This is a genomic window from Pseudorhizobium endolithicum (genome assembly GCF_902153245.2).
Lineage (GTDB): Bacteria > Pseudomonadota > Alphaproteobacteria > Rhizobiales > Rhizobiaceae > Neorhizobium > Neorhizobium endolithicum.
The window spans coordinates 77,159-96,077 of the sequence record NZ_CABFWF030000011.1 but is presented as its reverse complement, the minus strand read 5'-3'; the positions used below and the strand labels follow the sequence as shown (position 1 = coordinate 96,077).

The window sequence follows — 18,919 nt, the reverse complement described above, 5'->3', positions numbered from 1 at the left end:
GACGGCTTGCTAACCGTGAAGCAGTAAACCAAGATATCTTTAAACTGGGATCCGGTTTGAAAACATGCGAAACACTCACCATGAGTGAGCAAAAGGTAGGAAAATTAAAGCAACTGGAGCAGGTCCTGCCTGAGGGACTGCTCGTCGATGCCGCGTGGCTGTCCGCTCATGGCTACTCGACCTCGCTGCGCACAAAATATGCTGCCTCTGGCTGGCTCGAGCAGCCGGCTCGCCGAGTGTATCGGCGTCCTCGCGGACAGCTTGGCTGGCAGCAGGTGGTCGTCTCGCTGCAGACGCTTCTCGGCTATCGTCTGACCGTTGGCGGCCGGACAGCCCTCGAGCTACAAGGCTATGCCCATTACCTTTCACAGGATCGTTCCGAGATCCACCTTCACGGTCCGGCGAGGCCGCCCAGTTGGCTCACGACGCTGCCACTGAAGGAACGGTTCGTGTATCACAACAGCTCGCCACTGTTCGCGGCCGACCTGGAGGATGTCAGCTTTCCTTCGCTCGCTTCGGACTCCGCACCTGATGCGCGAGATGTGGGATCTTTTCAGGATGCCGGACTGCGCGCTCTATCCTGGGGCCAATGGGATTGGCCGTTGACAGTGTCGATGCCCGAACGAGCGGTTCTCGAACTTCTCGATGAACTCCCGCAGCATGAAAGCTTCGATCAGGTCGACGTGCTGATGGAAGGTCTGAGCGATCTTGCGCCGAGGCGGCTCCAGAAGCTGCTTATCCGCTGCCGCAGTGTGAAGGTGAAGCGCCTGTTCTTCTTCTTCGCCGATCGGCACCGCCATGCATGGATCAAGCATGTCGACCGGGCCGCAATCGACCTGGGATCGGGCAAGCGCATGCTGGTCAAGAATGGCAGGTACGACCCGACCTACCAGATCACTGTCCCGAAAGAACTGGCCGAGGCGTATTGATGGCATTTGCGGACACTTACCGAAATCAGGTCACACTACTGATCCGCACACTACCTTCAGTAGCCGCGGAAGAATGTTTCGCCATGAAAGGCGGCACGGCGATCAATCTGTTCGTGCGCGACCTCCCGCGTCTCTCGGTCGATATCGACCTTACCTACTTGCCAGTGCAGGACCGTGCGACCTCGCTTGCAACGATCGATGCGGCAATGGCGCGTATCGCCGAGCGCATTGCCAAGGCAGTCCGCGGCTCCCGTGTCGCTCCGTCACGCTCACGCGAGAATGTGATCACCAAGCTCGTCGTCCGTGGCGACGGCGCTCAGATCAAGATTGAGGTGACACCGGTCCTGCGGGGTTTCGTGTTCGAGCCCGCCATACGTTCGGTCTCACCCAGCGTGGAAGACGAGTTTGGCTTTGCCGAAACGCGCATCGTCTCCTTCCCCGATCTTTATGCTGGCAAGATCGTTGCGGCGCTCGACAGACAGCATCCGCGCGATCTGTTCGACGTCCGCGATCTACTAGCCAACGAAGGCATCGACGAAACAATTCGTCGGGCCTTTCTCATCTATCTCATCAGCCATGATCGTCCCATGGCTGAGGTGTTGGCCGTTCGGCGCAAGGACATCACAGGCGAATTCGCGCGCGGCTTTGTTGGCATGACCCGTCAACCGGCTGAACTTGAAACCCTGCTTGCGGCGCGTGAGGCATTGATCGCCGACATCGTCGGCGCAATGCCCGATGCGCACCGCCAGTTCCTGTTGGCGTTCGAGCGCGGTGAACCAGACTGGCCAGCGCTCGACCTGGAGGCAGCTGCCGAACTGCCGGCCGTGCGATGGCGGCAACAGAACCTCAATAGTTTGATGGCTGAGAAGCGCCAGGCACTGGTGCGGCAGCTTGAAGAGGTTCTGACCACATAGCCATGAGAGCAGCAGGTGGGGACGCGCAATGCGAAGCCGTTTGCTTCCTGCATCGCGCGCAAGCTGCCTGAGCAAATGGACGCGACAGATTTTAGCAGGGCGATGTCAGAAGGACGGCCCTTAAGGCAATCATAGCCTCGACAGTATCGAGGAGCAGTCCCGCCCGCACGACGAGGAAAGAAATGCCGCTCCAGGCAGATTGGGACCGTTCGCCAGCTGCCTGAGCCTCAGAACTTGTGACCTCCACGTCCCCACCGAACCCAGTGTGACAGTTACCGACATCATTCTTGCGAGCCGGCCGCTATGGAACCACGTGTGATGGTTAACAGGCTTGGAACAAGTTGCTGCCATGTTGATTTGTTGTTCATGAAGAACAAGCTTGCAACACTAGCTTTCGCCATGGCGATTCCAGCACACGGTCTCAACGCAGCGGAGATACGACCGGAATCCATTATTCACGCATCTATCGACGCTATCGCATCGAAGCCCCCGGCTGTCGCAGCGAAAGAACCGGATCCGTCCATTGTGCATGTCCAGATCCTCCTCGACCGCGCCGGCTCCTCGCCTGGCGTCATCGACGGGTTTTACGGTGAGAATGTCAGCAAGGCCATTCGAGGCTTCGAGGCCCTGCAGGGGCTGGAAGAGGATGGGGAACTCGATTCGGAAGTTTTAGGACGGCTTAGAGGTCATCACCTTGGAGGTGAGAAGCCTGTCCTGGAGCAGTACGAGATCATCTCTCAAGACGCTGAGGATCTCGTCAACGCCATTCCGGAAGACGTCGGCCAGATGGCGAAATTAGAGAAGCTTGGCTACACCAGTGTAGCTGAGCGGCTATCGGAGCGTTTCCACATGGATATCGACCTGCTTGAAGCTCTCAACCCTGCCTCGGCCTTCGCGGTAGGCGAAGCGGTATGGGTTGCCGCGCCGGGAGAAGGGGTGAGGGGGAAGGTCTCCAGCATCGAGGTGCTCCGGGACCTGGGGCAGGTACGCGCCTTCGCCGAAGACGGAAAGCTCCTTTCGGTCTATCCAGCAACAATAGGCAGTGAGGATAACCCGGCGCCATCCGGAACGCATAACGTAAACGGCGTCGCGCCTATGCCGACATACACCTACGATCCAGATGTCAACTTCCAGCAAGGCGACAACACGGAAGTGCTGGAGATTGCCGGCGGTCCCAACAATCCCGTAGGCACTGTCTGGATTGATCTTTCAGAGCCAACCTATGGCATCCACGGCACGCCTGAACCCTCTCTGATAGACAAGGTGGGTTCGCATGGTTGCGTGCGCTTGACGAACTGGGATGTCGAAGAGCTCGGCGCGATGGTCGACCCAGGTGTAAAAGTCGAGTTCATTGATTGATCGCTTGGACCTGCTCTGCGGCGATAGCGGTTAGCTGATGAGTGCACTGAGCTCCACTTCATTCTTCACGCCAAGCTCGTAAAGCTGAACAAGCTCCGCGGCAATATACTCAGCGCCCACGTCGGTTCTGTCGATGCCTCGCCGCTCGCAAGCTGCATCAAGGGCGCGTTCAAGGACATCCAGGTCCGAAGGCTCAAGGAGTAGAGGATTTAGGAGGTGCTGTATCATCCTCCCAACATGATCGGGCAGACATGAATGCTAGATGAACCCTCGAGGAGGAGCGACTGGACCAAGGTCTGATCAAGCAAGTCAAAGATCTTGCGAAGGACCGGGTCTGACGGATTTCTTGCTGAAGCTCACGGACGCACTTCCACAAGTGAGGTCCACCTATGATGCGATATTGCTCAAAAAGGTTGGGTTAGCCGTCGCAACGGGAACATATGATACTACCCTCCTACCGCGGGTCGCGCCCTCAGATATGTTAATGTCGTGTGCAGTCCCTTTGCGACTGCCACGCTGCCTGGTCAGGCTGCACTAGCCCAATGCACGCGTGCCGTCGCATCACGATGATTGGTAAAAGGCGAGGGACCTTGCGAAAGCTTTCTTAAAGGGAAGTTCTCTACATTAGGGGGCACTCATGGGGGCCTCGATGCCATATTTCGCCGTTCGTCTTTTGCGCGTCATCGCGCTTTTCCTGCTGATTGCCTGTCCGGCGCTTGCCGGGTCACAAGATTGGACAGTGACCAGAGCCACCAAACAGGTCAGTTACACTGTCGACAAGACGACATGGCACCCGGTGGAGACGGGCGCAATCCTCCCCAATCAGGCCTGGATTTCGACTGGTCCAAGGGGACGCGCCACACTTGCCAGGGGCACAGAGAGCATTTCGCTTCAGCCCAATACGCTCGGTGCAGTGATAACGACGCAAGGTCTGTTCTCGCGTAAGACCGACGTGGTCCAGCAGAAGGGACAAATGGCGCTCAACATTGAGAAGCTCAGCAGGCCCCACACCTACGTCCATACTCCTTTTTTGGCGGCGGTGGTGAAGGGGACAAGCTTTACGGTGACGGTAACCGAAGAAGACGCGTCACTCTCTGTTCAAGAAGGGCTCGTTCAGGTCTCCTCCTTCACCGGAGGGCAGAGCACTCATGTTGGACCGGGCCAACAAGTGACTGTGGACCAGAACCAGACAATGTCTGTCGCCGGCCTAGATGCTAGGCCTTCGATTGAATCAGTTGCCCCAAGTGCCGCTTCGATAGCGGCCGTTGGTCAGGTGTCTCCCATCGGCGTCGAGGCTGGCAGCGAATCCAGAAGTGATCAATCAGCCAGCACTGGCGGAGTGAGCTCCTCCAACAGCGGCGACACCTCCTCGTCGAGCGACAGTAGCAGCGGCAGCGGCGGATATGGTGGTCGCTTTGATGCAGTGTTTGGAGGCAAGGGGCCTGGTGGTGACAAGGGGCTCGCTGGTGACAAGGGGGCTGGCAGTAAAGGTCCTGGCGGGGGCAAGGGGCCTGGCGCTAAAGGACCTGACGGCGACAAGGGGCCCGGCAGTAAAGGTCCTGGCGGGGGTAAGGGGTCTGGAGGGAAAGGACCCGGTGGTGACAAGGGCTCTGACGGTAAAGGTCCTGGCGGTAGCAAGGGGCCTGGCAGTAAAGGTCCTGGCGGCGGCAAGGGGTCTGGAGGGAAAGGACCCGGTGGTGACAAGGGCTCTGACGGTAAAGGTCCTGGCGGTAGCAAGGGGCCTGAAGGTAAAGGACCCGGTGGTGACAAGGGCCCTGACGGTAAAGGTCCTGGCGGTAACAAGGGACCTGGAGGCAAAGAATCCGGTGCTGACAAGGGGCGCGACGGTAAAGGCAAGGGTGGCAAAGACGACGACTGACCCTCTGGCTGCTGCCGGAAATCAAGGCGACAGTGCATTCCATGGACACCTCGCAAGCTAAGAGTACTGAAGGAGTTGGAAAACAGATGAGATACATTGTGCTGATGGCTCTAGTCACCCTTTGCGGATGCGCCACAAGCGAGCCGTCCTCGTACGAGCCGCCCGTCACAACTCCAGTTTACAAGTAGGAGTTATCCCGCAGGGTAGAGGCATCTTGGAATGTCGCGCTTTTCGGCGAGCAGGCGGCACTGTCGCACCTGCATCAAGTCTGCCGCCTCGACATCTGCCGAAGGTCGCTCGACCAAGATCAGGATATCAGGAGGAACGAAGAAAGCCTGCCGCGGTAGCGAACGGGCTTCCCGGGGACGTCGGGGCTTCTCGCCATCAACGTTGCAGAGAAGGCACAGCATGCCGGTGAGCCAACAGGGAAAGAAGCCGCTGCTTGGTCTTCAGAAGTCGAACTCGTCTTGGCGGCGCTTCAGGTCTTCGTGGAAGGCTTGCTGCCAAGGGTCGTAGAGTTCAACCTGATCGTCGGGGTTGGCGGTCTCGTCCTGGTCTTGGTGCGCTACTTGGTCTTGCATCTCTTCACCTGTCTAAGGGCACGGCCACAGCGGCAGGGATCTGCATCTACGGCCAGCAGTGCGGCCAATCAAATAAACACGTGTTGCAGACTGTTACAGCACGCTGGCCATTCGGGGCAGGCGCGTGCTCCGTAGTGCCTAGCGGTGCGCTCATGAGAACCCTACCACATTGCCAATCTCGGCATCTGCCAGAGGTACGTCGACCAAGATCAGGACCTCCGGAGAAAACATCATGAATCTGCCGATCACGGCGGAGTTTATCCGCATGTCATGGAGGAACCGAAGTGCGCGGAAGAAGCGGCGGGCGGCGCGCGCCTAGGAGACTTCCAGTGCAGCGCGCGCCCTTGGGCGCCCTGAGGGAAGGGCAAAGCGACGTATACCTCTAACTTCGGTTCAGAAAGAGGTTGGGGCGGTAGCGTACACTATGTCTTACTGCACCTTCTTGCCCCTACCGCCAACACCGACTTCATCACCGCAAAACGTGCCCATCGCCATTGCAGATGACGGAAGCCATGCCGGCGCCACCGCATCCGCATGCAGTCGGGCCGTTCCACGGGCGGTCGAGGTGCGCGTCGCAGACCCATCCGGTGTTGTCGCAGGTCTCGCGGGTCATGTGATGAGCACAAGCCATCCGATCATGAGAGCAATCAACGTAGAGGCGACCAGGAGCACGGCCCTCGGCGTCATTGGAACTCTCCCTAAAGGTTAACAGGTAGCTTTGGCTATCAATCAGAACAGAGCACGCGCCGCCGCCGGTGTAGGGGGTAAAGTGACGGCGCGTGCTCCGTAGCGCCTAGCGGGGCGCTGAAGACAACGCTACCACATGTCCGACCTCACACATCTGGCGATGGTCAGTCGACCAAAATAAGGTTACTTGGAGAGCGCAGCAATGGATGAAGGCCGCCGAACGACGGGACTTGTTTTCAGCGGGCTAGGCGGGATCAAAGCCGATGAATGCCAAAGTTGCTCTAAAGAGGGGCTCTGCTGCCGCAAGGTGATGGACTTCGTGGCATAATTGCGCGTGGAGCGCCTCGTGATGCCCGATTGCTGCTGCGAAAGCAGTCGTCACGAGCGCAGAGCCTCCGACGAGTATAGCAAGGCTTAGGCCGACCCTACTTGGCCACGACATTGTGCGGTTATGAGCTGCTTGGCGTGGCATGCCAAAGGGGCGATTGCCTGATGTGACACAGCTTGGTCGCGGGGTGGACGCGCGGAGTAGGGCTTGAACTGGACGCCTGCCGGCGCCCTCCCAATCATACTGCATCGACAAGATCCTCATGATCTGAGTCGCACCATCAGTGCTCGATAAATTAGCATTCCTCCATTCCTTCGCAAGCCTTGCGCGAAGCTGATCAGCATCACCTTCATCGGAAAGACATCATGAAAAGAGCCGCGTCCTACGCGAGTCTGCAAGCCTGTGCGTCTGGCGTCTCCGGGACAAGCCTTACGCTTCAGCAGGTGCAGGTTATCTAGGCGATCCTTGATGAAGCCGAGCCCGGGGGTACTCCCCTCAAAGATCTGGCCTGTATCCTGGCCACGCCGTACCTGGAGACCGGCGGTAAGATGCAGCCGGTCAGAGAGAACTTGAACTATTCGGTCGACGGGCTCCTGAGGACCTCCGGCTAGTGGCAAGAAAGAGCCCGCCATAACGGCGGGCAGTCGGGGAAGGACGCAGGAATTCGTTGAACCTACCCGCATCGGGTTTGTTCCCAGAGAACTATCACGCCGAGAAGTAAGCACCGCAGATTCGAGAGGGCCGGACTTGCAAGCAGCCCCGGCCCTTCCGAACCCTATTCTTCCGCAATGAGTGCCGTAACCAACGGGCGCCTTCAACCGAAACAAAAAGGAGGGCAAGCTCCGCTCGCACTTGCCGCCAACCAGGAGTGCCTCTCAATCAACACACCGCATAGCATGCGCATGAAGGGCCGGGATTCGACGGATAGGACCGATGATATGCAGCTTCCAAAGCGAGACCGGGAACCTCAACACGATCATCCAGCCCGTGACGCTTACTGTGATGTTGATCGGTGGCGTGCCGATGGAGCAAAAAAGAAACCCGCCGAAGCGGGTTTAGCTGGTAGAGGGGGAGACTCTAGGAGGCGCGGGAATAATCTTCATCAGATGCCAGAGAAGGGACAAGACAAGGACCATCCTCGCGGTTCCGATAGATAAACATGAGCCGCAGGGAATGGTTCCAAAAACACACGCTCACCCCTGGGCGATGGGCCAAAGGTGGGATTGCGCCCTCGTTCGAGCTAGACGATTGGAGGGAAGGCCGACGGTTGCGGTCCGCTAACGTGCCTTACAGGAGGTGAGGAACCAGTGTTACCAAATGAGGTGAAGCGGGCGGCTGGTACCTGAGAGGGGACGCTGGCTATTCGTTCGATAAGCTGCGAGGGGCGGAGTTCTTTCGGGCGAAATGATCCGTCAGGGTATGTGTCATTTGACGATTATTCGCTCATGCCTGGGCGGCTTGCTCCGAACCCTGGCCCGGACCTCATGTGCTAGCTGGCTGCGACCGCTTTCCATGCCCACCAGCAAGTGAGACAAGCAGCGATCAGCCAAATCAGGATGATCGCCCCAAACCCAACGCGACTGACGGGGCGTTCCCTCTGGCTCGGCAAGCAGTCGGAACTCCGCCATGAGGTCATCGGGGATCATCCGGATTGCAAGAGCAATGCCGGCAGGAAGCAGCAGCAGTTCGTCGAAGTAGCCTAGGATTGGGATAAAGTCTGGAATGAGGTCGATCGGAGACAAGGCGTAAGCGGCGATACAGCCGGCGACGACCTTTGCAGCGAAGGGTGTACGGGGATCGCGAGCAGCAATCCAAAGCGCAATGGCGTCGCGTTTGAGCCTGCGCGCCCATTCCTTCAAGCGGGTCAGCCAGTCATTCATCACGTGCCCTATGCTTCGGCGTTGCGATTGAGGGGCGCGGCGATCCGCCGATAGCCATAGGTTAGCCTTTGATCCACCGGCCTGCGAGTGGTAGGCAGAAGCTCTGCATCTTCGCTGCCAATGCCAAAGTGGCAGCAGTCTTTGGCATCAGCATCAAGGCCAGCAGCAACACCGACGTCTCCACCGGGTATCCGACACAGACGATTGAGCAGCTGGTTAGGCAGTGAGGCCGGGACCCGCAGAAGATCGTTGGCAATCAGCCCCTCGACGGCAACGGCAATGCCCACGCCGGCGATCGTTCCAAGGTCGAATTTCGGCTGACTGGAAGGAGCTTACCTGGCCGGAGCGCCGGTCGCGTGCTTCCAAGCTCAGCCGATCCCGTCAGCAATGATGAAGAAGCCAATGCTGCCCTCAAAGCTGGACTGAACGCAGGGGCTAAGCCGAGCCCTTCTGAGGGAGGTCGGTGGCTTCATCGACCTCCTTCTTCAACTTGTGCTGTCCGTCGCCGTCCATGTTCTCACTGGTTGTGTTCGCGTCCTGACCGGTTTCAGCGACGTCGGCAACATTACTGGGCATGACTGTGTCGTCAGTGCCTTGGGTAGCAGTTGGCTTTCTCGGGTCGTTCATGGTGGTTCTCCTTCCGGACAGCCAAACAGTCAGCGGAGCCAAATGGATCCCGCACCATCCTCACATCTGGAGGCATCGCATGAGCAACGTGGGCGGCTTTACCAAACCTGGAGCTCTGGTCTGGTGCTGCGCTGCCTGTGGGTGCTCAACAAGCTCTACGAGGGCACGATCACGGAGTACGCCGTTTGAGCCTTGAGGTAATGCAGCCTGGCGTACGGCTGATCCTGACGCGGTGCCAGCGAAGAGCCATAAGGTAGCGATCGGGCTGAGAGCGGAGGATGCTGACGAGAATCGCCCTTGGGTGGAGGTGGTCGAAGGCCGGCCGCTGGCGCCGGCAGGAGTTGCCGTCCTCTACGAATTGACATCGCTTCCTAGCACGGCCTTCCTCTGGTACCGTCGCAGCAAAGGAGAGTGGCATGGCTAAATTGGGCCGCTTGCGATGCTCGCCTATTCCGCGGCCTGACGGAGTTCCGGCTGAACGAGGATGACAATTTCAGGGAAGGGTGTGTGCGGCAGGATACGTTCAGCTGCCGCTAGCGCATCATTCAGAGGGCGAGGCGCAATGGTGGAGGCGGTGATCATTTTGCCACCTCTTTGAAAGCTTGGGAAGTCGATCACGCCGACCAGCCCGCCACTGCCACGCTTCACCCGGACAGTAATTGCGTCATCCGAAAACGTCTCGACGCGCCGGTAGGGGAGGTTGGTGTTCATCTTGCCTCGCAGGTGCTTGATGTCCGTCATGGCACAGTCAGGCACGGTAGGCGGATCCGTTTAACGAGACGTTAAGTGCGCTTTCTCGCCGTCACCAAACCACCGCGAGGAGAGAGGCCAGATCTACGCCTGGCAGAAGTGATGCCGAACCAAGCGCAGCTAACAACCCGCTTATGTACATCGACAATGTCAGTCTGCGGATACGGCGCGTCCTTCCGCCTGTCCAATCGTACTGCATTGCCTGATCCTCATGATCTGAGCCGTAAAGCGCGGCCGGTAGATTAGCAGGGCCTTAATCTTCTCCAAGCTTCGCGAAGCTGGCCTACGAGAGCTCAACACCAGAAGAGCACCATGAACCACCCATCACCGCGGAGCAGATCGGTTGGCAGGCGCTCTTAAATTACCCCGTGCTGACGTTCCAGCATCCCCAAGCTCAACTGAGGCACAGTACCATCAGGGGAATCAGTGAGAGGACCTCCGCTTGAACCAGAAGGCCCGACTTATGAACCCGCCGGGTAGCGCTCGCCATATGCTCTTCAGCTTCATCTCGATCTTCTAGGGTGGAGGCGGGGCAAGTGACGGTGATTAGCCTCAAACCGTTGGACGAGCATGATCGCGCGCAGGGTCCTGATCCAGTGGCTGCTGGGTGAGGTCAGCGAGGTAGACAGATAGTTCCCGAAGGCTCTCTGCAACGCGCAGGAGTTGGGCGACCTCCTGTGATACAGCGGCTTCGTCCGCATCACCGGCATCATGTAGCGCTACGTCAGCATCATGCATCGGATTGGTCCTCGTGGCGAAATCCTCTGTCCTAGAAAGAGCACGCGCCCACCGGAGTTGAGGTAAGGGAACGGGCGCGTGCTCAGTAGCGCCCGGCGGGGCGCAAGATAGACGTAGCGGAACTCCGGCTGCGTTCAAACTTGGCTAATCGGAGTAGGTCCTGCCTGTCCATTGGATCAGCGCAACATATCAGGAATCACATCACCGGAGAGACATCATGAACAGAGCGGCGTTCTTCGCCTCCCTGAGGGGCGGAGCCATGTTCCCTCACGGCTTCACCAACCCCCTCCTGCCTGCGCAGACGCTCAACCAGCCCGCCTGGATCGCCTTCCGCTACATCTTCCACTCCGAAGATCTGCTCGGCTGGATCATGTTCTTCGTTGGCATCCTGCGCATCGTCGGGCTCATCATCAACTGTGCAAAGCAGAACGTCACTTCGCAGATCAGACAGATATCGGCCGGAACCGGTTGCATCATCTGAGCAGGCATCAAATGCGGATTCTCCTCCGATGTCGTCTCGACCTTGCTCGCCATCTATCCGTTCTTTTGCGTCGGCGAGCTCGTCAACATCCACCGTGCCGCGCACGACGAGGGGGAAACAGGAATGGAACACCAGCTCGCTAATCTGCCGGCACCTGCGCTGATCACCTTTGGACCCGTTCTCGCCGTCATCTTCGCGGGTCGGTATCGGACTGTGGCAGGGACGCCAGAGTTCTCCGGCGGCTTCCAGTGCTTCGGCGCAGGTTTCAGCCGTCATCGTTGATCCCACGGCGCTCAATAAGGCGACAGCTGCGCTCGAAGCCCATACTGAGTCACCAAGCGGCTGATTGACACCGTTCAGGAGGGGAACCGCGATCAACACGCTTACGATCGAGGCGGACAGGATCCGCGAAGAGCTCCATATCCAGAGGGAGATCAGGCGGGAGCGCTAGTGCCAGCCCAGCACCTGAGCCGCATGTCCCACGAACGAAAGGACGGCCAGTATCGCTGTGACAACTATGATGCTGGTGGCGAGCCAGTCCGACATTCCACAATCCCCGCAGCCCAATGCCCAACATAATGTTCGCATTCTTCTCGCCGCACAAGCTACCCGAAACGCGGGGGCCGGGTGCTGCAGCCGCGGCATTATCGACCTCCGGGGGTTACCGGCCGTCAGATTGATCTCTACGTCGCCGCAGCTCTCCGAGCAGCATGGTGAGCTCGTCGTGCGCTGCCTTGCTCAGCGCCAGGTGATCTGCCACCGCTCCGATTGCGACCAGAACCTCTTCTTCCTGCCATCCGACGGCAACGGCGCTCGCCACGATGTCCTGCACTGCAAGGTCGACGGCGTGCTGACAGAGCAGGTGCCGGTCTTCGGGATCACAGTCGGATGGCGGTAGCGGAATGATCATGCGGCTGAAGGTAGAGTCTCCGCCTCGTCCGACAAGGACGATCTGTCGCCGTCGACATCCCAATCAGGCCATCTGCTCGTCCCACACTTCCTCGACATGCCGCGCTTCAAGCGTTAAGCTTCGTTTGGTTTGTTACGATACTAAATACCCCGCGTGGGATTAGAAGCAGACGGGGATGTCTTGATTTATCTAAAGGGTCATCAACCTCTAGCAGCAGGCAACAACAGCCAAGTATTCGAGCATCCTTCGGATTGTGCACTCCTCGTGAAGGTAGTTCGTCCGGAAGCCATTGAACGACATAACAGGAAGCCAAACCTGTTCAGAGGTCGTAGACGGCGATTCCATCACCTAAAAAACGTCATCCGGGTCTTCGAAGAGCAGGTTGCTGTACTGGCGAAAGAGGGGCGAAGCGCTCAATATCTGGAGGAGGTTATTGGGATAGCAGATACCGATCTTGGACCAGGCCTGGTCGTGAAACGTGAAACCTTTGGCGGTGAGTTGGCGCCGAACGTTCATACGTTGCTGTCGGAGGGACGGTTCGAACTCCGCATGATGCCTCGTTTTGAGGAATTCGTAAGGTGGCTTGAGACTAGCCCTGTGATCGTCAACGATATCGGCCTCAGAAACATTGTTCTATCTGACAGGGTAGGGAGCGCCCCGCGGTTTGTGCTCATAGACGGTTACGGAGAGACGGCCGCGGTTCCCTTTAAAAGCTGGTCTTCCCGATGGAACCGTTGGGACAAGCGAAAGAAGATCCGCAGCATTTTCCTGCAAGTTCGTGAGCGCCAAAAAGATTGCGGGAGGATCAAATTGGAAGACGTAGCTGCCTGAGCATCGAATAGCTTTTCCCTGCCTCAGGAAACGTTGAGGCCTCAGCCTTCCAGGAAACCTCGCGGGTGCTGCCTATGTATGAAGATGGGTGGCTGAACTGTCGCCCCAGGCTCGCGTCCAGCGGTCTTTCTTCTGCCACGTCACCGCCTACTGGTAACGCCCAGAGAGGAAAACAGCTAGTTGGCGCTAGGGGTTCTTAAAGACGGCTGCTGTATCAAGCGGCGGGGAACAGAGCTTTGCCTGCCACATAGACGCGGTAGCAAAAAGCGGAAATCGAGACACCCCGCGCGCGATGCCTGTGGCAGTGAGGCCCAAAGCCTTCTTCTCGCTCTTACCCTTGCATACTCAACGGCTTGGAGAGAGTTTTGAAGTTTGAGGTCGATTTCGTCAGCCATCTCTTCCCCGCGGCTCGACTACACGTGGGACATCACAAAGAAAAAACCTAACGTCATCCGTTAGGCTCCTTTTGTTACCGATCCTCTGATGCTCTCGCGGTCCACCCTGAACGCTGAGAGATCACAGGCCGTGGTCGCCCCAAGGATCGCCTGCGACAGAACCAGGCCGACTGCCGGGGCAAGCTGAAAACCATGGGCGGAAAAGCCAAAGGCGTGAAAGGCGCCGGCTTGGGACGCGCTTGGCCCGATCACCGGCAGATGGTCGGATGTAAAGCCCTCGATCCCGGACCAGAAGCGCAGTGCCTTGGCATTCTTCATTCGAGGAAAAAGGGCGGTGGCATTCTGCGCAGCCCTTGCCAGTCCCATGAGGTCGATACTGGTACCATTGCGGTCAATGTCGACAGGAGCGCGATGCCCGCCTCCGATCAAAACCGAGCCATTGGCGAATTGCTTGAAGGACAGCGAGCGGCCGGCGGCTCCGACGACGGGCCCGAGGAAGGCTGGCATTCGCATCGTCACCATCAGCATCGAGCCGTTCGGCTCCAGCGCGATATCGTCCCCGACGAGAGCGGCAATTCGCCCACCCCAGGCACCGGCACAATTGACGAGCCTGTCGGCCCCAAAGGACCTGCCGTCACGCAACGTGACATGGAAACGATCATGACCCGCCGTCACGGAAACCACTTCGGCTCCCCGCTCGAAGCATGCTCCGAGGCGCTCGGCCGCCAAACGATAGGCGGTCGTGGCGCGGAAGGGACTGGCATGGCCGTCGTCGGCAACGTAAAGGGCGCCGATGCAATGGGGTGACAAGGCCGGCACCATTCGGTGCAGGTCGTCCGCCCCGATGATCTCCTCACGGTAATCGAGCCCGAGGCCGCTGACGAGATCGCGCCGGTGCCGGAGCTTTTCCAGTTCGTCTTCATTTTCCGCAATCCTGAGCTGACCGACCGCGCTGAAACCGACATCAGAGTCGAGAAGGTCTGCCAATCCCTTCCAGCAGCGCTTGGCGATCAGCGAAAGGGGGAGCTCTGCCGGATGCCGACCGAGCGTGCGCACGCCTCCGGCATTGACGCCTGATGCGTGTCTGCCGGGATAGTCCTTCTCCAGCACCCGCACGCTGGCACCCGAGCGGACAAGATGGAAAGCCAGAGCGCACCCATGAATGCCACCTCCTATGATCAGGACATCGCTTGACCCGTTCATTGCCTGCATCCGTCCCCTGACAAAGCCGCCAACTGATCGAGTGAAACGGGACTGGCGGGCGGACGGGGTCTTGGTGGGCGTGCTTTGCCGCCGGGCAACTGTCCTCGATCCGCCAAGATCGCCGCAACCGTTGGCGCACACAGCCTGCCCTGGCAGGGCCCCATTCCACATCGTGTCGCGCTCTTGAACTCGTTGATGTCGTCTCCTCCCGCGGAGAGGTAGTCATCAAGATGCTTCATCTGGACGTCCTCGCATCTGCAGATGACAGTCTCCTCCTCTCGGGGCACGACCGCCCAGCGGGGCGGTCGAAACAGGATGTCGAGAAATGCCCGGATGCGAGCCTGCTCCTGCACGCTTTTCATCAGCCGTTCGAGCTCCAGCGCGTAGAGATCGGCGGGGAGGTGGCCAAGGTCACTGGCCACACAGACAGCTGCCACCTGGCCGGTAAGAGCTGCGCTGTCGGCACCGGCAATCCACATCGCGTCACCGGCCACGAAGATCGACGGGATCGAGGTGCGACCATAAGGGTCTGTGATGACCTGCCAGCTGAGCTGCCGGCTGTTCCAGTGCCGCTCGCAGCCCGCGATCGCCGCCAGCTGATCGTTCGGGACAAGTCCCTGGTGCAGGAAGAGATGGCTCACGGCGTCGAGCCGATGCCATCCGGTATGGGTTCTAAAGCCGACCGACTCGAGGCGGCGTTTACCGCTCGCCCATAGATCGCTCACGTTGCGATAGACCGGAGTGCCGGATGCACGCACTTCCCGCTGCAAGTGCCAGCCCTTGAGGAGAAGCTCGCGACCGGCGACAGCGCCTCGCCACTGCCGCAGTGCCTGGACGTAGTTTTCCGGCGGCGCAGTATCGAGAACTGCCCTTGGCTTCAGCCCGAGCCGAAGATACTGACTGGCCACGAGCCAAAGAAGCGGGCCTGAGCCGGCCAGCACAGCATTGTCTGCCGCCGCTCCACCGGACTTCAGGGCAATCTGTGCTGCGCCTACCGTCATGACGCCGGGCAGCGTCCACCCGTCGATTGGAAAAGGGCGCTCTAACGCGCCCGTCGACAGGATGAAACGCTTGGCGGATGCTGAGTGCAACCCGTCATGCTGAGACCAGACGATCGATCTGCCCTGATCCAGATGAAGGACGGTGGCATTGGGCCGATATTCGACAAGACTGTTCTGCAGCGCCCGGGTGGCGTCTTCGCCGCGGCTATAGTCTTCGCCAAGAGCCTGACGCAGGTGGGGCGCGAGGATCTCGACATTGCGGTAGATCTGCCCTCCGGGTCTCGCCTGCTCATCGAGGATGAGGACGCGAAGGCCACAGGCGCCGGCCTTGACGGCTGCCGCCATGCCAGCAGGACCGGCGCCGACGATAATGAGGTCATAGTGTCCCATTGCCGGTCTCCGTGGATATGCGCATGCCGGGGCAGACGGTAGACAGGCAACTGCGGGTGATACCTTGTCCTTCGATCTCCACAGTGCACTCGTGGCAGACGCCCATCAGGCAAAACGGAGCGCGCGGCCCGTGTGCAGCGGGGGAGTATCGGGTGGGGCCGCCGGTATTTGCCAGAAGTGCAAGGGCCACGGAGGCTCCTGCCGGCACCTGCACGTCGCGCCCGTCCACTTTTAAGGTGACCAGCGGCGCATGGGGCTCAAGAAACTGAAACATCGGTCCTCTCCCTTAGCGGCTGCCGGTGAAGACGCGGCTGAGGCCATAGACCCGGTCGATGACGACCATGGCCATGACAGCCATCACGATCAGCAGTGACGACATGGCAGCCACACTCGGGTCGATGGAATCCTCGATGCGGTGATAGAGAGCGACGGGAAGTGGCATCAGGGAGGGGGAGGCGAGGAAGGCGCTCATCGTCACTTCGTCAAAGCTGTGAATGAAGGCAAGCACCCAGCCGCTGACAATGCCCGGAAGGATGAGCCGCAGGGTAATGCGGGTAAATACCTGCCGACGCTTGGCGCCGAGCGATACGGCAGCCTGTTCGATCCGTTCATCAATGCTGTTGGCGGCCGACAGACACAATCGCAAGCAGTAGGGCGTTATGATCAGAGCGTGGGCGGCGACGAGACCTGCCGGCGTGCCGTTGATCCCGAAGTCGGTAAAGAAGCGCAAAAAGGCGACACCCAGCACGACGTGAGGGATCAGCAGGGGCGACAAGAGCGCTGCGCTGATGGCATCGCGCCCGACAAAGCGGTAGCGGGAGATCGCTAGCGCTGCAGGAAGCGACAGGAGGAGCGAAAGGCTGGCGGAGATCGCGCCGAGCCAGAGACTTGTGATGAAAGCATCGAGGAAATGCGGAGCATCGATGAGGGCGACGTACCAGCGTAGCGAGGCGCCTGAGAATGGCATGGCCATATAGCCTTTGTCGGTAAACGAGACGAGCATGACCGCGACGAGCGGGGCGGCGGTAAACGCGACGAAGACGGCATGAAAGACAAGTGAGAGGGGACCGTTTCTCATCATGTTGGCTGACCTTCCGGACGTGAGAGAGAGGTGGTGGCGCGACGACGGGATCTGTTGAGGACCCTGTTGAAGAGGCTGAAAAGGCCGACATTGACGAGGAGAAGAACGACCGCAAGGGCCGCCCCCAGAGGCCAGTTCAGCATGCTCAGGAACTCGTCATAGATGGCTGTCGCCACCACCTTCAGACGCCGGCCGCCAATGATGGCCGGTGTCGCGAAGGCGGTTGCCGCCAGGGAGAACACCACGAGCGATGCCGACAGGATACCGGGCAGGATCCGCGGCAGGACAAGGCGCCGGAATATGGTGAACCCGTTTGCGCCCAGGGAGGCGCCGGCCCGTTCCACATCCGGATTGATGCCCTGCAGCGAGACCCAGACCGAGATGACCACGAATGGAACGCTGACGTGGACCAGTGCCGCGATCAATCCTGTCATGCTGTACATGAGGCTGATCGGCCCATCGGACAGGTGGAGCCATTGAGCAGCGACGCTCAGTGGGCCATTGCCGCCAAACAGGATGGCCCATCCCAGCGTCCTCACGATCACCGAGATCAGCAAGGGACCGAGGATAACAACCAGGAAGATCCCCTGCCATGATGGTGACATTCGCGACAATACGAGCGCTTCACCTGTGCCCAGGACCAAAGCAATGGCCGTGACCAGCAGTGAAAGTCCAAGGGTGCGCAGGAAGATCGTCAGGAAATACGGATCCGAGAAAACCTGACGATAGCTGTCGAGGCCAGGACCGGCCTCGGTTTCGAAGCTGAGCAGGAAGATCGACAGGAGCGGCACCGCAAGCAGGGCGAGATAGAAGAGCAGCGCCGGAAGCGTCATCCAGATGAGCATCGTCCTTTGACTATGCATGGCCGCCCTCAACGCTGATCATGTCACCGAGGTTCCAGGTGAGGCCGGCGGTTCTGCCTTCATCTGCGGGATGGCCCTGGTTCTGGACCCTTAGAACCAGCCGACCGACATCGGTGTCCAGTTCATAGATCCAGCGATCGCCGCAAAACACGCGCATGACGATCTTCCCCTTAAGATGACCCGTTTCGCCTGACCCGTCTCCGACGAGGCGGATCTTTTCAGGCCGGATCGAGAACCACGCAGTTTCACCGGCCCGGCCTGTACTGTCCGGACATGGCAGTGCTACCCTATCGCTAACCACAAGCTGCATTCCTGCTGCCGAGAGGCGCAGCTGCCCGCAGATCAGGTTGGTGGAGCCAAGGAAGCTCGCCACAAAGGCCGTCGCAGGCCGTTCATAAACGTCTTGCGGCCTTCCGAGCTGGACGATGCGACCAGAGTCCATGACTGCAATACGGTCGCTCAAAGCCATGGCTTCGTCCTGATCATGGGTGACCATGACGGTGGTGGTACCGAAGCTACGCTGGATGCGCCGAAGCTCCAGCTGCATCTCCGCCCGAAGCTTGGCATCGAGGTTCGACAAGGGTTCGTCGAGGAGAAGGAGAGGAGGTGCTATAACGAGAGCACGCGCCAGCGCCACACGCTGTTGCTGGCCGCCGGAGAGTTGAGCCGGGAGGCGATCCCGGTGCTGCTCCAGTTGCACAAGCTCCAGAACATCGCGAACCCTGCGGCCGCGCTCGGGCTCCCGTATCTTGCGCATGTCCAGCCCGAAGCCGACATTTTCCGCAACGGTCATGTGGGGGAAGAGCGCGTAGGACTGGAAGACGACGCCGAGGCCGCGGTTCTGCGGCTTGACGGTAGTCAAGGGTTGGCCATCCAGCCAGATCGAACCGGAAGACGGCTCAACAAAGCCCGCAATCATCTGCAATGTGGTGGTCTTGCCGCAACCGGAAGGGCCAAGGAGGCTGATGAACTCGCCTCTCTCCGCCGACAGGCTCACTTCACTGACTGCGCGAACACTGTGATAGTGCTTGCGCAGCCCATTCAACTCAAGAAAGGTCATTGGGCACCCGAAACTGATGTTGTAGGAGGAAT

18 protein-coding genes and 2 pseudogenes are annotated in these 18,919 nt (G+C 59.4%); 9 read left to right on the top strand and 11 right to left on the bottom strand.

Annotation, left to right across the window (positions count from 1 at the left end):
• The first annotated feature begins 80 nt into the window (after window positions 1–80).
• From RTCK_RS08435 to RTCK_RS20815, 5 genes and pseudogenes are all read left to right on the top strand, one after another.
• Window positions 81–929, top strand: a complete 849-nt coding sequence (locus tag RTCK_RS08435; protein ID WP_142592492.1) for a type IV toxin-antitoxin system AbiEi family antitoxin domain-containing protein — start codon at window positions 81–83, stop codon at window positions 927–929.
• A complete protein-coding gene (locus RTCK_RS08430) occupies window positions 929–1,843 on the top strand; it encodes a nucleotidyl transferase AbiEii/AbiGii toxin family protein (RefSeq protein ID WP_142592491.1) in 915 nt (304 codons plus the stop codon). The genes RTCK_RS08435 and RTCK_RS08430 overlap by 1 nt, the downstream gene beginning before the upstream one ends.
• 366 nt (window positions 1,844–2,209) lie before the next feature.
• Window positions 2,210–3,202: a L,D-transpeptidase family protein gene (locus tag RTCK_RS08425; protein WP_142592490.1), complete on the top strand. Its 993-nt coding sequence runs from the start codon at window positions 2,210–2,212 to the stop codon at window positions 3,200–3,202.
• Between the two features lie 637 nt (window positions 3,203–3,839).
• Window positions 3,840–4,304, top strand: a pseudogene (locus tag RTCK_RS21180) (hypothetical protein); the annotation flags it as partial.
• Between the two features lie 316 nt (window positions 4,305–4,620).
• Window positions 4,621–5,142 (top strand): hypothetical protein, encoded by a 522-nt coding sequence (locus RTCK_RS20815; RefSeq protein ID WP_235988621.1) that lies wholly within the window; start codon window positions 4,621–4,623, stop codon window positions 5,140–5,142.
• A 388-nt stretch (window positions 5,143–5,530) separates the two neighbouring features.
• Here RTCK_RS20815 and RTCK_RS20995 read toward each other — a convergent pair whose 3' ends face one another.
• The 5 genes and pseudogenes from RTCK_RS20995 to RTCK_RS08400 form a co-directional block, all read right to left on the bottom strand.
• Window positions 5,531–5,662 carry a hypothetical protein gene (locus tag RTCK_RS20995; RefSeq protein WP_268963124.1) on the bottom strand — a complete coding sequence of 44 codons (132 nt, stop codon included), beginning with the start codon at window positions 5,660–5,662 and terminating at the stop codon, window positions 5,531–5,533.
• A gap of 2,504 nt (window positions 5,663–8,166) precedes the next feature.
• Window positions 8,167–8,557 (bottom strand): annotated as a pseudogene (locus RTCK_RS08415) (YkvA family protein).
• Window positions 8,558–8,565: 8 nt separating this feature from the next.
• Window positions 8,566–8,844: a hypothetical protein gene (locus RTCK_RS08410; protein WP_142592488.1), complete on the bottom strand. Its 279-nt coding sequence runs from the start codon at window positions 8,842–8,844 to the stop codon at window positions 8,566–8,568.
• A 148-nt stretch (window positions 8,845–8,992) separates the two neighbouring features.
• On the bottom strand, window positions 8,993–9,184 hold the full coding sequence (locus tag RTCK_RS08405; RefSeq protein ID WP_142592487.1) for a hypothetical protein: 192 nt from the start codon (window positions 9,182–9,184) through the stop codon (window positions 8,993–8,995).
• A 447-nt stretch (window positions 9,185–9,631) separates the two neighbouring features.
• Window positions 9,632–9,925, bottom strand: coding sequence for a hypothetical protein (locus RTCK_RS08400; protein ID WP_142592486.1), 294 nt, complete (start codon window positions 9,923–9,925; stop codon window positions 9,632–9,634).
• 964 nt (window positions 9,926–10,889) lie between these two features.
• On the opposite strand from RTCK_RS08400, the gene RTCK_RS08395 reads away from it, so the two are divergent.
• The 4 genes from RTCK_RS08395 to RTCK_RS08380 all read left to right on the top strand — a co-directional run bounded on the left by RTCK_RS08395 (window position 10,890) and on the right by RTCK_RS08380 (window position 12,894).
• Window positions 10,890–11,153 carry a hypothetical protein gene (locus tag RTCK_RS08395; protein ID WP_142592485.1) on the top strand — a complete coding sequence of 88 codons (264 nt, stop codon included), beginning with the start codon at window positions 10,890–10,892 and terminating at the stop codon, window positions 11,151–11,153.
• A 42-nt stretch (window positions 11,154–11,195) separates the two neighbouring features.
• A complete protein-coding gene (locus tag RTCK_RS08390) occupies window positions 11,196–11,435 on the top strand; it encodes a hypothetical protein (RefSeq protein WP_142592484.1) in 240 nt (79 codons plus the stop codon).
• Between the two features lie 394 nt (window positions 11,436–11,829).
• Window positions 11,830–12,051, top strand: a complete 222-nt coding sequence (locus tag RTCK_RS08385) for a hypothetical protein (protein WP_142592483.1) — start codon at window positions 11,830–11,832, stop codon at window positions 12,049–12,051.
• A 192-nt stretch (window positions 12,052–12,243) separates the two neighbouring features.
• On the top strand, window positions 12,244–12,894 hold the full coding sequence (locus RTCK_RS08380; RefSeq protein WP_185927958.1) for a YrbL family protein: 651 nt from the start codon (window positions 12,244–12,246) through the stop codon (window positions 12,892–12,894).
• 455 nt (window positions 12,895–13,349) lie between these two features.
• On the opposite strand, the gene RTCK_RS08375 is transcribed toward RTCK_RS08380, so the two are convergent.
• Genes RTCK_RS08375 through RTCK_RS08350 form a run of 6 tightly spaced genes read right to left on the bottom strand, consistent with a single transcriptional unit; the run spans window position 13,350 to window position 18,887 of the window.
• Window positions 13,350–14,492, bottom strand: coding sequence for an NAD(P)/FAD-dependent oxidoreductase (locus RTCK_RS08375; protein WP_142592481.1), 1,143 nt, complete (start codon window positions 14,490–14,492; stop codon window positions 13,350–13,352).
• A complete protein-coding gene (locus RTCK_RS08370) occupies window positions 14,489–15,883 on the bottom strand; it encodes an FAD/NAD(P)-dependent oxidoreductase (RefSeq protein ID WP_142592480.1) in 1,395 nt (464 codons plus the stop codon). The genes RTCK_RS08375 and RTCK_RS08370 overlap by 4 nt, the downstream gene beginning before the upstream one ends.
• Window positions 15,870–16,157 carry a (2Fe-2S)-binding protein gene (locus RTCK_RS08365; protein ID WP_142592479.1) on the bottom strand — a complete coding sequence of 96 codons (288 nt, stop codon included), beginning with the start codon at window positions 16,155–16,157 and terminating at the stop codon, window positions 15,870–15,872. The genes RTCK_RS08370 and RTCK_RS08365 overlap by 14 nt, the downstream gene beginning before the upstream one ends.
• A 12-nt stretch (window positions 16,158–16,169) precedes the next feature.
• On the bottom strand, window positions 16,170–16,964 hold the full coding sequence (locus RTCK_RS08360) for an ABC transporter permease (protein ID WP_142592478.1): 795 nt from the start codon (window positions 16,962–16,964) through the stop codon (window positions 16,170–16,172).
• On the bottom strand, window positions 16,961–17,827 hold the full coding sequence (locus tag RTCK_RS08355) for an ABC transporter permease (protein WP_142592477.1): 867 nt from the start codon (window positions 17,825–17,827) through the stop codon (window positions 16,961–16,963). The genes RTCK_RS08360 and RTCK_RS08355 overlap by 4 nt, the downstream gene beginning before the upstream one ends.
• Window positions 17,820–18,887, bottom strand: a complete 1,068-nt coding sequence (locus RTCK_RS08350; RefSeq protein WP_142592476.1) for an ABC transporter ATP-binding protein — start codon at window positions 18,885–18,887, stop codon at window positions 17,820–17,822. Before RTCK_RS08350 ends, RTCK_RS08355 begins: the two co-directional genes overlap by 8 nt.
• Between the last annotated feature and the right edge of the window lie 32 nt (window positions 18,888–18,919).